This window comes from Aedoeadaptatus coxii, assembly GCF_001553115.1.
GTDB lineage: Bacteria > Bacillota > Clostridia > Tissierellales > Peptoniphilaceae > Aedoeadaptatus > Aedoeadaptatus coxii.
In genome coordinates this window covers 60,150-74,025 of the sequence record NZ_KQ960183.1, presented here as the reverse complement: position 1 = coordinate 74,025, position 13,876 = coordinate 60,150, and the positions used below count along the sequence as shown (strand labels likewise).

Here is a 13,876-nt window from a genome sequence, read left to right as displayed (position 1 = left end):
ACTCCTTAGGCAGTGGCACCAATTTTTAATAGTTTAACTGCTTCTCTTAAAACTAGGATTCCATCAACTCTTTCTTTGCCTAAGAAACCAATCATGCCATTACCAGCAAATAGTTCCTTTAAGTCTTGGAAAGATCTATTTCCTCTATCTCCAATCTTGTAGTACGAAAAATCGCCAAAGGCTACAGCAAGTTTTCCTTTATCAGCTTTTGGAGCAAAGGCAGATGTGTAGGCAGGATATCCTAAAAGTCTATCTGGTTCTCCATCTTTAAGTGATGGTTGCCAAATATATGCACCATTAACATCTTTAAGCTTTCTAATTTGAGCAACTGTTGCATCATTTAATATGAAGGCTGCTTTCTTCCTATAAGGTCTGTCTAATGAGTAAACTAAATCAATTAGTTCATCCGCATTAATTGTTTGAGCCTTTGTTGTCAGGCCAAGTTCTCCACCCTTTTTAGAGTCAAAAATTCCTGTAGGTTTATTTACTCCATCTCCATTTAGGAAGGCATCCTCTTCAGCATTTGCTAGTGCTCTAGTAAATTCTTCAGTGATGTATTTTTCTAGATTAAAGGCTGCATCATAGAGAAGCTCTTCAGTTACTTTAATTCCAACATGAAGTTTATGTGCATCAAGAGATACTTGATCAAATGTGCCATCTCCAAAGGTTAGTTGACCACCTTCTTCAACCCATAGGGCAGCTGGTTTTGTAGCTGCAATATTGATTTTATGAAGTCCTGAAGTTTGAACTTTTGTAGCTAGTTTTCTTACAATATTTTCATCTTCAAGACCATTTACAATATCTGTTTCCATTTCTTCTGGAACTAAATATCCACCACTTTCATCTGTACCAACTTTTAATTCATTGGAAATATCTCTAAAGTTAGTTCTTAATGCTTTCATCATAGATTTCTTATAGACATTTCTTGCCCTCATTGGCTTTTCTTCTTCATTAAAAGTAGCAGGTTCATTTGTTAGTGCTTGAGTAGTAGGTTTTTCTAAGGATTTATCCATTTCTTCTTCCCTCTTCTTTCTTTCAATTTCACGAGTATAATTCTCGATAGTTCTTTCCATCTCTTCATATGTCTTAAAGTCTTCATCAGACATTAGACCCTTTTCATCTTTCTTAGATTCAGCAAATGCCTTTGCCTCATCCCAAGCCTTAGTTCTCTTTTCTAAAAGTTCTTTTAAATTCATAATTACCTCCAAGTGTTTTTAATTTTGTTTAATCTTTCTTCTACCTCACTCATTGAGTGAGTCTTTACTTCTTTATTTATCTTTGTTAAAAGTGAGTTTGTAACTGCTCGTCTTGAAAAAACCATATTAGTGACTTTTTCATCTTTTCTTTTGTCAGTGAGAGTTCCATCACAAAAACCCATCTCAATAGCCTTGTTCTTATCAAACCAAGTCTCTCCATCCATTAGATTAGAAATTTCTTCTCTTGATAAACCTGTCTTAATCTCATAAGCATTGATGATTGATTCCTTGACTTCCTTTAACATATCTATGGCTTTTTGCATTTCTTTTGAGTCACCAATGGCTACAGTTAAGGGGTTGTGAATCATCATTAGTGAGGTAGGACTCATCAATACTTCAGTTCCTGCCATAGCAATGACTGATGCTGCTGATGCTGCAAGCCCGTCAATCTTAATAGTCACATTTCCCTTGTGCTCTAAAAGCATGGTGTAAATTCTTGATGCAGCTATACAATCTCCACCAGGAGAGTTGATCCACACAGTTATGTCTCCACTTTTATTTTTTAATTCTTCAAAAAAGAGCCTTGGTGTGATTTCATCATCAAACCAAGACTCTTCTGCAATTACTCCATCTATATAGAGTTCATTTGAATCCTTTTTCCAGTTCCAAAATATTTTATTATTCTTCATTAGGATTTATTTCTTCTCCTTTCTGCTGATAAAAACTACCAGCTTTATCAAGCGGTAGCATATTTCCATTTACAAGATATAAGTCTCCACCTTCTTCAGCTGATATCCTATCTAGGTTTTCTAATTCTCTTATGTCATTTGCACTCATCCAACCATTCTGTCTTCCTACAGCATATCCATTCATTCTTGATTCATAGTCTCCTCTTAGAAGTCCATCAAGGTTAAATTTAATAAAGTAGGATTCTTTTTCTTTCTTTGTTAGTAGTGCTCTTTCCAAAGATTGCTCCCAACGAACAATCCAAGGGTCAAGAGTGTATTTAACAAACTCAAGTGACTGCTGTTCTATATTTGAAAATGATGACCTCTCTAGGTCGCCGATCATATGAGGTGGTATTCTGAATATTCTTGCTATCTCATTTAGCTGAAATTTTCTGGTTTCTAAAAACTGGGCTTCACTTGGTGCTATTGCTATGGGTTGGTATTTCATCCCTTCTTCAAGTACAGCCACTTTGTTGGCGTTCTTAGGCCCTTGAAAGGCTGCATTCCATGACTCCCTTACTCTTTCTGGGTCTTTGATAATACCTGGGTGTTCTAAAACTCCACCTGGCTGTGCTCCATTTTGGAAGAAAGATGCACCATAATCTTCACAAGCCATAGCCATACCAATAGCATTTTTAGCCATGGTAATTGGTGAGTAGCCAATAAGGCCATCAAAGCCAAGTCCTGGAATATGAAGGACATCTCCTTTTAAAAGATAAACTTCTTCTGATTTATGATTGTATTTATAAAATATTTCTCCTTCTTCACTTCTCATAACAGTCATCTTGTTTGGCATTAGTGGGTAGAGACCAATAACCTCATTTCTTCCATTACGAATTATCTGAGCATAAGCATTACCCCAAAGTAGTAGATGGGTCATTAGTGTTTCTCTAAATACAAATGAAGTCATCTCAGTATTTGGTTCATCGTGCAAAAGAAAATATATGGCATGGCCTTTTGCTTTTTCCTTAGAGTTTGAATCTCCTCTTTTATATAGATGAAGAGGAAGTCCTGCTAAGGTTTCAGCAAGAACTCTCACGCATGAATAAACTGCTGTCATTTGCATAGCAGTAAATTCGTTGACATTCCTTCCTGCTGCAGTTCTTCCAAATAAAAAAGACGATGAAGATATCCTCTCCCCGTCTTTAGGTTTGTCTCTTGACTTGAATATTAAATCTAAAATGTTTATATTACCACCTCCTAAAAGTAGGCATGAAAAAAGCACCTACTAATGTAGATGCTAAAAAAATATCATGAATATATGTTAAAACCACTTTGACTTTTCTTTTCTAAATTTAGGAATCTCTCCATAAGCATATGGATTATAATTATCTATATTACATCCAAATTCTTTTAATTCTATTATTTTATTATCAAAATCCCATTTAACCAAAGAAATTCCATTAAATTCATCAATTTTCCCATTATTCATCACTGATTTAAAATGCCATTCCACAATTGATTGGTCTTTAAAGTCTAAAAATTGTACAATATCCCATGTTTCAACTTTTGCACGACTGTTCCATTCTTTAAACCATAACTCGAGTGTACTGCGATTATTATACTTTGGCCCCCAACTTTCTGTATACACAATATCATTAGCAAAAATATCTTTAATTCCTAAGTCTTGTTTTTTTATACACATATCAAACCATAAACGAATAATATCTTCTCTATTCCTCATGAATATCACCTCAAAAATGTTTCTATTTTATTTATATACCCATATTAAAAAACAATCAGACCCCTATCGTCATAAACAGATTCACTTGTATCATTGCCACACCTTATAGCCCTGTCAAGTGCCATAATTGTAGCTATAACTCCATCTATTTTTTCTGTAGACTTTTCTTTGTCTGCCTTTATGTTTCCAGCTGGATCTGTTCGAATAAAGATATTATCCATCATCCACCTTAATACTGGATGACCTCCATGGGCTATTTTTCTTTCGAGAGTTAGTTTCATTAGTTCTTTAGTTGGTGGAGACATATCTTTAAATCCTTGACCAAATGGAACTACTGTAAAACCCATGCCTTCTAAGTTTTGAACCATCTGAACTGCTCCCCACCTGTCAAAGGCAATTTCTCGGATGTTATATTTCTCACCTAAGTCTTCTATAAATTTTTCTATAAACCCATAATGAACAACATTACCTTCTGTTGTCATAATATAGCCTTGTTTTTCCCATAGGTCATAGTTTACATGGTCTCTTTTTACTCTTAGGTCGAGGTTGTCTTCTGGTAACCAAAAGTAAGGTAATATTTGATATTTATCATCTTCGTCTATTGGAGGAAAGACTAAAACAAAGGCTGTAATATCCGTTGTGCTTGATAGGTCAAGACCTCCATAACAAACTCTGCCTTTTAATTCTTCTTCATTAACAATAAAATTACATAGGTCCCATTTTTCCATAGGCATCCACCTAATTGCTTGCTTGACCCATTGGTTAAGTCTTAGTTGCCTAAAGGCATTTTCTTCAGTTGGGTTTTGCTTAGCCGATTCACAAGCTTGTCTTACTTTTTCTATAGGAACTGTAATTCCAAGAGACGGATTTGCCTTATGCCATACTTTTTCATCTGTCCAATCGTCTTCTCTATCTGCTCCATAAATCACAGGATAAAAAGTTGGATCAGTTTTTCTTCCTTCCAGTATATCAACTGCCTTTTGATGCGTCTCATAGCAGATTGATTTTGTATCTGTTCCTGCAGTTGTTATAAGAAAATATAGAGGTTGGGTTCTTGCATCGCCAGACCCTTTTGTCATAACATCAAATAATTTTCTATTTGGCTGAGTGTGAAGTTCGTCAAATACGACACCATGAATATTAAATCCGTGTTTGGAATAAGCCTCTGCAGATAGAACTTGATAGAAAGAATTGGTAGGTTTATAAATCATCCTCTTTTGAGATGCTAGAATTTTTACTCTTTTAGATAAGGCTGGGCTCATCCTTACCATATCAGCTGCAACATCAAAGACGATTGTTGCTTGTTGCCTATCAGCAGCACAACCATAAACTTCTGCTCTTTCCTCTCCATCACCGCAAGTAAGGAGGAGTGCTACAGCAGCTGCAAGTTCTGACTTTCCCATTTTCTTTGGTATTTCAATATAGGCTGTATTAAATTGTCGATACCCTGTATCTTTCACAATTCCAAACAAGTCTCTAATGATTTCTTCTTGCCAGTCAATAAGCTTGAAATCTTTACCTGCCCATCTACCTTTTGTATGTTTTAGGCATTCTATAAAGGTGACAGCATAGTCTGCTTTATTTTTATCATAGTGAGATGTAGGTAGCATAAATTTTGTTGGTTTATATTTCATTTGACCTCCTTCCTTGAAAAATAGGCATAAAAAATACTAGCCGTTAGCTAGTTCACTACGAGAAAAAGAGCCTTCGCTCAATTTCTTGATTTCTAATTATTTTGTTTTCCTAATTCATAGGCCTCTTTTAACATTTCTTTTAATGACCATACTGAAACTTCTAAAAAGTCTTCTGAATCATTGTTTCTTTTTTCTAAGTCTCCTCTTTCTTCTATTGCATAAGAATGTTTCTTGGCAATTTCTAAAAGTGCTTTATCTCTTTTTTCATTAATTCTTTTGGTGGCCTCTAAAAAGCATTGCCTTTTCAATTCTTGGTTTGTCATTTATCTCACTCCTCTTTTCTTATTCTTTTGGAGATTGTCTATAAAGTCATCAAACCATTTCGCTCCAATCTCAAGTCTTATAATTGGAAGTCTTCCTAACTTGTTGTATTTTAAACTTACTATCCTTAAGTCTTCAGGAAGGCTAGTTCCATAAAATTCGTTAATTGTTTTTCCCATTGTGATATAAATTGTGTCATCTTCAAGGTAGTCTTTTAAATAATCTTGGAAAGCTAAGTCTCCATTTTCTCCTTCGTAAAGTCCAAGCATTGTAATTGCTGAAGAGTCGATTAACTCATTTAAATCTTCCTGTGTTTTCATGTATTTGTATGCCATATTTTTCTCCTTATCTTTTTGTATGTACATATAACCGTACTGTCAAAAATAAGTCAAGTTAATTAAAGGATATAATGGCTATATTTCAACCTTTACTCGATATCTTTTCTATTCTATCCACTCTGAAAATTACATTTAACATTGAACCATTATCCCATTTTACTAGGATTGATCCAATGGCATCCACCCCGTAAACTGTGCCTAAAGTTCCAACTGGAGGTGCTTGGTCATCTTCCATTTGGATTAGTTTCACTCTCGTACCTACTGGATACGCCTCTTTTAATTTTTGTATAATTTCCCTTGAAATCATCTAATCACCTCACACACATATATCACTTAATTCAAGATTTATATCAAGTCTTATTTGCAGTATTTATAAGTCTTTTGAAAATATATATAGCGCATGGAAGAGCAATTCCATTGCCCCACATTTTATATTCTGCAGAATCAGTATGAGGATTTTTAAGCCATTTTAATATCTGCTTATCTGTTTTCTTCTTTTTAAGACCTTTTATTTCAGCATCCTTATCAAAAACTTCTCTCCAAAAAGACAAGTCCTCATCTGTTGGATTTTCTATTTCTAAGTTATCACACCAGTAATCTGGGAACCCTTGTAATCTTCCACATTCTTTTGGTGTTAGTCTCCTTACAAGTCTCTGGTTTACAAGCGGTGGGTCTTTATAATCAGTAGCCAGTAAAGGTGATGATATATTTTTATCTGCTTTTGTAAAATATGAGTTCTTACTCATTGAATAGGTATCTTCAACAATAGCTACCCCTCCTTGATTCCTGGTAGGCGTATTTCCAGATGTATCTATAGTCCTTGAAACGTCACACTCGTAAATATTATGTCTTTCATTTTTAGTATTTTCTGAAGTTTGTCTTATATCGTAGACTACAAATGGTTGGTTATTTCCACCTTGTCCTAAGTTTGATGCAAGTGTTTGTGTTTCTTTTAATGGTCCTTTATACCTTGAGTCTTGACTGTGATTTTCAAAAACGAATGGTGCAATTCCTCCACTTGCTCTCAAGGTTCCGCTTTCATCAGAATAAAAGTCCATCCTTTCTCCACCTTGGTCATTTAAACAGATTGTTCTATTAAAGCTTTCTTTAATGGCTCTGGTATTTCTTTTCCCTTTCTCGCAGCCCTGTGAAGTATTCCCTGACAAGCTTTTTTGCTCAAATAATATTTCTCTGGAACTTCCTCCATCAAGATCTGCGACAAGGAAGATTCTTCTCCTTCGTTGGGGTACTCCAAAGTATTTATCATCAAGGACTCTCCAAGCAAGGGAAAAATTGTCTCCCAGGATTTTTCCTGCACTTTTCCACCTCGAAGGTCGAGGAAGTTTAATTGTGGAATCTTTAATTCTTGTAATTTCTTCAAGGACGCATCTAAAATCCTCTCCTTTGTTAGATGAGAAGGCTCCTGGCACATTTTCCCATAGTAGGTATCTTGGATACTTACCATTAGTTTTACACCTCATTTCTTTTATAACTCTTGTGGCCTCATAAAAAAGGTTGGATTTTTCTCCTTCAAGTCCTGCCCTTTTACCAGCAATTGATAAATCTTGACAAGGACTGCCAAAGGAGATAATATCAACGGGTTCAATTCCATACCCGTCGATATCTTTTATATCTCCTAAATGTTTAATTTGAGGTAGGTTTTTCTGTGTAACTCTTATTGGAAAAGGCTCAACCTCCGATGCCCATATAGGTTTTATTTCACAAAAAATAGCAGCTAAAGGAAATCCTCCACTGCCGTCAAATAGTGAACCTAATCTTAGTTCTTTATTCATCTTAAATACCCCAAAAATCAAAAAATGCACTACTTGCTGCTAAATCAGCATATGGTGTGCATTTTTCAATAACCTTATTTTCTATCCATTTTGGAATAAAATCAATTTTATTATATTGTCCAAAACCACCAAACAAACACTTCATGGCAACATTTCTAGCTTTTACAGCGTCATCAAATGTATCGTAGTAGCCCAAGTGAATATCTTTGCCACTAATTTTTATTCTTGCTCTAAACTTATTTCTTGGTTTATAGAAACTTACTCCAACAACTCCAGAAGTATTATTTTTTTGCAAGCCTTGATTTATTTGATTCTGCTGATGAGTGCAATACCTTATATTACAGGCTCTATTATCTAGAGTATCCATGTTAATGTGATCTATCTCAAAACCATCTATGTGAGGAAATAAATAATCATGTAGGACTCTACCTTTTGAATCCATCATGTACATATTTTCATAGCCTTGTCTACAATAATAGAAATTCACATTTTTTATTTCATTAACTCTATTTGCATCTAGTTTGAAAATTACACCGTCTTCAGTTTCTCCTAAAGCAATACCAGAGTCTTCAGATAAATAATATTTTATGTTACTCATCTTTTAGAACCTCCGAATACTTGTATTCTTTACCTTCTCTTAGAAGTTTTATCTCATCATCACTACCAACTAGATTTAAATATCTTTTTACTGCTACATCAACAAATTTAGGTTCTATTTCTATTCCATAGCAGATTCGATTAAGCTCCTCACAGGCAATTAATGTAGATGCACTTCCTAAAAATCCATCAAGGACTAAGCCATTCGTTTGTGTAGATTGTTTAATTAGGTAGGCAATGAGAGGTACTGGTTTTGATGATGGATGACCACATCCTTCTTTTTCTGAATCTTTAATTCCATCGAATTCAAAGACTGCTGTTTGTTTTTGATCTCCATACCAGTTATGCTTTCCATCTTTTCTCCAACCAAAAATAATAGGCTCCATATTAAATTTCCAATCTGTTCTCATGAAAGGAGCTCTTGGTTTTTTCCAAATAAGCCCTGCACCAACTTTAAATCCTGCATCTTCAAAAGCATCATAGAAAACTCTAGCTTTCATAGTTGCATAGAATTCATAAATTGATGCATCCTTAGCCATTGCGTCTTTAAAGTTTGTAAAGACCTTCATTAAAAATTCATAGGCCTCTTTATCATTTAAGTTGTCATTTTTAATTGTTCCCGATTTATTTTTTAATTCAACAAAATATGGTGCATCGGTACATACTAAATTGACCTTAGTTTCGCCTAGTAACTTTTCAAAAGTATCCCATAGAGTAGAATCTCCACAGATAACTTTATGTCGACCTAGAGTCCAAATATCTCCTTCCTTGGAAAAAATAGGCTTTTTAAGTTCTTCTTCAACATCAAAGTCATCTTCTTCAGCCTCTACGCCAAGGTCAAAGAGCGAAGATAATTCTTCAGTTGAAAATCCTGTAAGCTCTACATTAAATCCATAATCTTCTAGGGATTCAATTTCAACTCTCAATAGTTCTTCATCCCAACCAGCATCAAGACTTAGCTTATTATCAGCAAGTACATATGCTTTTCTTTGTGCCTCTGTGAGATGATTTTCTAAAATACATGGAACTTTATTTAGTCCTAGTTTCTTAGCCGCTAGAAGTCTGCAATGTCCTGCTGTAATAACATTCTCATCTGAAATTAAGATAGGATTTAAAAATCCAAATTCTTTTATAGATGCAGCTACCTTATTAATTTGTTCGTCAGTATGTGTTCTAGCATTATTAATATATGGGATGAGTTCATCTACATTTTTTAATTCATATTGTAATAGTCCTTCTTTCATCATATTAGCCCCCACTTAGCAAATTCCTCAAAACCACCAATAGAGTTAATGTAGTTTCTAGCAATTTCTACAATTTCTGAATATGGTCTACCATCAACAGTTTCATCCCCGATTGCACAGGATAATTCAATCTCTTTATTTTCATCTTGTGCCTTTAGGTGGGCATAAATATTAACTGATACATCGGCCTTGGATAGGTCTTTACCATGAAGGCCTCCACCCGTTACTGCTCGTCCCATATCTGAGCCGAGTTTTCTATTTGTCGCTCCAGTATCAACATTAAATCCTCCAGTCCAATCTCCAAGTGGATTCACGATAGTTTTTGGATAAATTGATTTTAAGATTTCTGTAGATATATTTGACTGGCATATGATGAGTTTATCTCCATCAAGAATGTATTTTCCATCGTAAGGATAATTAGAAAAAATTTCACGAGCAATTAGAGATAGTTTCTTTTCTTCATCTGATATAGGTACTCCCTTAAAGATTCCATTGTCACCACATCTTATCTTTTCTTTTTGATTATTTGATAGGTGGATATCCTGTTCTACTATTTTAATATCTGCTTTGATATCTCCAGCTATCCTCTTAATCGCTGTTTCAATTTCTTTTTTATTTAGATTACAATCTGTTTCTATAATTACATGACAATTTCCATGTCCCAGCAAAACTTCAACTGCTATTTTAGGATTATCTTTTGCTTTATATGCTAAATCTACAATTGCACCAGCGATGCAATCTGCTATTTTATCTGGATGCTTTGGATTTACTTTTTCAAACAAATTTATTACCTCCTCTGTCTTAGTAATTTTTCCATCATATCTTCTCCATAATCTTCATAAACTTCAGTACAGTTTTCTTTCACTATGTCATAAATTTCATACCATAGAAGATTTGCTGTCTTTTGAAACTGACTAGACATCTGTACAAATGGAGATGCAATAACTCCACCAGTTGTAGGATGCTTTCCTAAAAGTCCAAATTGACTTATTGCCTCTTCACATTGAATGTATCTTGCAAAAGCCTGGGAGTAGGATTCTAATAATCTTGGATTTACTAAGTTTTCACAGTTTCTCTGTTTTAACCAACCCCATGTCTCTTTATATATTTCATCTGCACCTAGTGGTATTCCATTCTTTTGTTTTGCAGATAGATAATCACTAGGTGCTGGCATATCTGTTCCATCAAGAACTGCTCCATCTGGTAAGTCAACTGCATCTATTTCTTCTGGAGTGAATGTTGGAATATCATTCATTAGTATTTCTACTTTTTTACCTTTTTCTATTTTTTCAACAGCAGGCTGTGGTTTTCCTCCTGCTTTTACTCTTCTTCCACCTCTATATGTTCCGTCTTTAGCGATAGTATCACCTCCTAGTTTATTATTCTTTAATAGGGCCTTTGAACCCGTTTTTTTGTGCGTGAGAGGGCGGCACCGTTGGTAGGGAAATCAGCTTTTAAGATAACGACTCCCCCTCCCTCAAAACTTTTCTCGTCCAAATCTATCTCCACTCTTTGCATGAATCTTTGAATGACAAGATTTACAAAGACTCATAAGATTATCTTCGTCATTAGTTCCACCACGAGAAAGAGGAAGTATGTGATGTACTTCCTCTACCTTTGTCATTCTATTTTCTTTTAAACACATTTCACAAAGTGGATGTTCACTGACATATCTTTTTCTTATAAGTCTCCACGCTTTTCCATAACGCTTGTGAGTTTTAGGGTCTCGTTTATATTTTTCATAGTTTTTGTTGTATTCTTTCTCATGTTTCTTACAGAATCGTCCATCAACTAACTCTGGACAACCTGGATGTGAACATGGTCTCTTAGGTTTTCTTGGCACTTTATCACTCCATAAAGAAAGCCTCGAAGATTAAATCTTCAAGGCTCTATTAATTATTCTTTTGCTATTTTAATAATACTACAACTCCATAGTGACATTCTATGACATTTCATGACAAGGTTTGATTAGATTTGAAGTTTCTTTTAACCCCAGATTGTGAAGCCTATGAATATGCCTAATATCGTAATTCATATCAACTGCTATCTTCTCCCAAGTCTCATAACAAAGATATCTTTTTTCAAGGATAACTTGAAGTTCCTTATTTTGAATCTGTTTGATTGTTCCAACCATCTCTGCTTTCAAGTCTACCAACTTATCTATATCCCTATTTATTTCTTCTTGGAGATCTACAATCTTTACGATAGTATCTTCAAGTTTTGATGTTCCTCTACTAAGGCTCTTAGGCATATCTGATAAAGTCGATGTAGCTTTTGTTGCTAGAGCGTTGAGTGATTCAACTTGCTCCAGCTTGCTATTAATTCTTTTGTCTAAATAAAAAGCTTGTTTTAAATATTCTTTTGCGTTCATTTCTTACCTCCATAAGTTTTGAGGTAAGTTCTCCATAGAACTCCTACTCGTATATTAAGCTTAGCAAATTTTGATAGTGACATTCTATAACATTAACTCTCTAGATTTGCTTTCACTGCATCAATAAGTGCAGCTTGTGTTTTGTTCTTATTTTCTAATGCTTTCATCACGTCTTCATCAATAGTTCCTTTTGCTAAGATATGATGAATCACAACTGTTTCTTTCTGCCCTTGCCTATAAAGTCTGGCATTGGTTTGTTCATAAAGTTCTAAGGACCAAGTAAGAGAAAACCAAATAAGGGTTGAACCTCCAGCTTGTAGGTTAAGTCCGTGACCGGCAGATGCTGGATGAATAATAGCTACAGGAATGTTGCCTTGATTCCATTCTTTAAAGTCCTCACTTGTTTTAAGTTCTCTCACATCAAATCTTTCTTTGATTCTTTTTAAATCTGACTTATACCAATAAGCTGTTAATACTGGTTTACCATTTGCGCTTTCTATTAAATCTTCCAAGGCATCAAGCTTTCTATCATGAATATGAATCATATTTTTATCTTCATCATAAACAGAACCTGACGCCATTTGAAGTAACTTATTAGAAAGTGCAGCAGCATTAACTGCATCTATATCTTTATCCTTAATACTAACAACCAAGTCTTTTTTTAAGGTCTCGTAGATATCTCTTTCTTTATCTGATAGATTTACAAAGACTTCATTGTTTATCTTCTCTGGCATTTTTAGATAGTCTTCAGCTTTCATAGAAACTGTGATATCTGATATCTTTTCATAGATTGCATCTTCAGCAAAAGGAAGTGGCTTATAGGAATAAATGATTGGTCCATTTCTCTTATCAGGTTTGAAATAGATTTCTCTGTACTGACCAATAAATCTTCCAAGTCTTTGACCCATATCAAGTAATCTAAACTCAGCCCATAAATCCATTAGACCGTTAGATGATGGAGTTCCAGTAAGACCAACTATTCTTTTTACCTTTGGTCTAACTTTCATTAATGCTCTAAACCTCTTTGACCTATGAGACTTAAAAGATGATAATTCGTCAATTACGATCATGTCGTAGTTGAATGGTAGTTCGCTTTTATTTATTAACCAGTCTATATTTTCCCTATTGATTAAATAAATATCTGCCTGCTTATTTAATGCTTTTATTCTTTCTTTTTCACTTCCTATTGCTACTGAATATTCTAAGATATCAAGGTGAGACCATTTTTCTACTTCTTCCTTCCAAGTGTCTCTGGCAACTCTTAGTGGTGCTATAATTAAAACTTTAGAAATTTCAAAAGAATCAAAGAGTAAATCTTTTATAGCTGTTAGGCTTATAACCGTCTTGCCGAGACCCATGTCAAGTAGAAGTGCTGATTCTTTATTTTCTTTTATAAATTCAGTAGCATAATTTTGATATTTATGTGGAATATATTCCAATTAGTCACCTCCGATTCTCTTCATTATTTCATCAATGTTTTCTTTTGAATCAAGAACATAAACCTTAAAACCTAAATCTTTAAATTGCCTTATTCTCTTTTTCTGAATTGGTCTTGGTTCTCCTCCAGGTCTTTTTGTTTCAACAAATCCGATTTTACCTTTAGGTAGAAGTATTATCCTGTCTGGTATTCCCGTCATTGAAGGGGATGTAAACTTAAGACATAGACCCTTGTTCTCTTTTACTCTTTTAACAAGGGAAGATTCAATCTCTTTCTCTCGCAATTTTCATACTCCTTCCACGCTTCTTCAAAAGTCATCATACAATCATAACAAGCACCCTGACTTTCTAAATAATTTTTAATCAGTCTTTTCCAGCCCTTAAATTTCCCTGTTTTATTTTTAGGAAAGTCTCTATCTTCCTTCATATCTCTTGCTAAATCTCCTCTTGGAGACTTTTCATTTAAGTGATTTTTCATCATGTAGTTATAGAAATTCATAAATCCTCCATTTTTCTAAAGTGTTGTATAGTGT

Annotated in this window: 18 protein-coding genes; all 18 read right to left on the bottom strand. The window is 34.5% G+C overall.

Annotated elements, in window-relative coordinates:
* Positions 1–5: 5 nt before the first annotated feature.
* Positions 6–1,196 carry a phage major capsid protein gene (locus HMPREF1863_RS08605; RefSeq protein WP_068370102.1) on the bottom strand — a complete coding sequence of 397 codons (1,191 nt, stop codon included), beginning with the start codon at positions 1,194–1,196 and terminating at the stop codon, positions 6–8.
* Positions 1,197–1,198: 2 nt separating this feature from the next.
* Positions 1,199–1,885: a head maturation protease, ClpP-related gene (locus tag HMPREF1863_RS08600; RefSeq protein ID WP_019117850.1), complete on the bottom strand. Its 687-nt coding sequence runs from the start codon at positions 1,883–1,885 to the stop codon at positions 1,199–1,201.
* Complete coding sequence (locus HMPREF1863_RS08595) at positions 1,875–3,149, bottom strand: phage portal protein (protein WP_068370099.1); 1,275 nt, start codon at positions 3,147–3,149, stop codon at positions 1,875–1,877. Before HMPREF1863_RS08595 ends, HMPREF1863_RS08600 begins: the two co-directional genes overlap by 11 nt.
* Before the next feature lie 39 nt (positions 3,150–3,188).
* Complete coding sequence (locus tag HMPREF1863_RS08590) at positions 3,189–3,608, bottom strand: nuclear transport factor 2 family protein (RefSeq protein WP_068370096.1); 420 nt, start codon at positions 3,606–3,608, stop codon at positions 3,189–3,191.
* 44 nt (positions 3,609–3,652) lie between these two features.
* Positions 3,653–5,242 carry a terminase large subunit gene (locus tag HMPREF1863_RS08585; RefSeq protein ID WP_068370093.1) on the bottom strand — a complete coding sequence of 530 codons (1,590 nt, stop codon included), beginning with the start codon at positions 5,240–5,242 and terminating at the stop codon, positions 3,653–3,655.
* A 92-nt stretch (positions 5,243–5,334) separates the two neighbouring features.
* The gene (locus HMPREF1863_RS08580; RefSeq protein ID WP_083329050.1) at positions 5,335–5,565 is read right to left on the bottom strand and encodes a DUF6900 domain-containing protein; all 231 of its coding nucleotides are present in this window, start codon (positions 5,563–5,565) and stop codon (positions 5,335–5,337) included.
* A complete protein-coding gene (locus HMPREF1863_RS08575; protein ID WP_068370089.1) occupies positions 5,566–5,898 on the bottom strand; it encodes a hypothetical protein in 333 nt (110 codons plus the stop codon).
* A gap of 85 nt (positions 5,899–5,983) precedes the next feature.
* Positions 5,984–6,208, bottom strand: coding sequence for a DUF4314 domain-containing protein (locus HMPREF1863_RS08570; RefSeq protein ID WP_068370086.1), 225 nt, complete (start codon positions 6,206–6,208; stop codon positions 5,984–5,986).
* A 43-nt stretch (positions 6,209–6,251) separates the two neighbouring features.
* Positions 6,252–7,694, bottom strand: a complete 1,443-nt coding sequence (dcm, locus tag HMPREF1863_RS08565) for a DNA cytosine methyltransferase (protein WP_068370083.1) — start codon at positions 7,692–7,694, stop codon at positions 6,252–6,254.
* Position 7,695: 1 nt separating this feature from the next.
* Complete coding sequence (locus HMPREF1863_RS08560; protein ID WP_068370080.1) at positions 7,696–8,292, bottom strand: HNH endonuclease; 597 nt, start codon at positions 8,290–8,292, stop codon at positions 7,696–7,698.
* The gene (locus HMPREF1863_RS08555; protein ID WP_232300144.1) at positions 8,285–9,538 is read right to left on the bottom strand and encodes a site-specific DNA-methyltransferase; all 1,254 of its coding nucleotides are present in this window, start codon (positions 9,536–9,538) and stop codon (positions 8,285–8,287) included. Before HMPREF1863_RS08555 ends, HMPREF1863_RS08560 begins: the two co-directional genes overlap by 8 nt.
* Positions 9,535–10,317 (bottom strand): S-adenosylmethionine synthetase N-terminal domain-containing protein, encoded by a 783-nt coding sequence (locus HMPREF1863_RS08550; RefSeq protein ID WP_068370079.1) that lies wholly within the window; start codon positions 10,315–10,317, stop codon positions 9,535–9,537. The genes HMPREF1863_RS08555 and HMPREF1863_RS08550 overlap by 4 nt, the downstream gene beginning before the upstream one ends.
* Before the next feature lie 5 nt (positions 10,318–10,322).
* On the bottom strand, positions 10,323–10,790 hold the full coding sequence (locus HMPREF1863_RS08545; protein ID WP_083508594.1) for a P27 family phage terminase small subunit: 468 nt from the start codon (positions 10,788–10,790) through the stop codon (positions 10,323–10,325).
* A gap of 222 nt (positions 10,791–11,012) precedes the next feature.
* Entirely contained in the window at positions 11,013–11,378 is a 366-nt protein-coding gene (locus HMPREF1863_RS09010) for an HNH endonuclease (RefSeq protein WP_083508593.1), read from the bottom strand.
* Positions 11,379–11,477: 99 nt separating this feature from the next.
* On the bottom strand, positions 11,478–11,906 hold the full coding sequence (locus HMPREF1863_RS08540) for a hypothetical protein (RefSeq protein WP_068370075.1): 429 nt from the start codon (positions 11,904–11,906) through the stop codon (positions 11,478–11,480).
* A gap of 92 nt (positions 11,907–11,998) precedes the next feature.
* The gene (locus HMPREF1863_RS08535) at positions 11,999–13,345 is read right to left on the bottom strand and encodes a DEAD/DEAH box helicase (RefSeq protein WP_068370074.1); all 1,347 of its coding nucleotides are present in this window, start codon (positions 13,343–13,345) and stop codon (positions 11,999–12,001) included.
* Positions 13,346–13,627 (bottom strand): VRR-NUC domain-containing protein, encoded by a 282-nt coding sequence (locus tag HMPREF1863_RS08530; RefSeq protein WP_068370071.1) that lies wholly within the window; start codon positions 13,625–13,627, stop codon positions 13,346–13,348.
* Positions 13,585–13,842 (bottom strand): sterile alpha motif-like domain-containing protein, encoded by a 258-nt coding sequence (locus HMPREF1863_RS08525; protein ID WP_068370067.1) that lies wholly within the window; start codon positions 13,840–13,842, stop codon positions 13,585–13,587. The genes HMPREF1863_RS08530 and HMPREF1863_RS08525 overlap by 43 nt, the downstream gene beginning before the upstream one ends.
* Positions 13,843–13,876 lie beyond the last annotated feature (34 nt).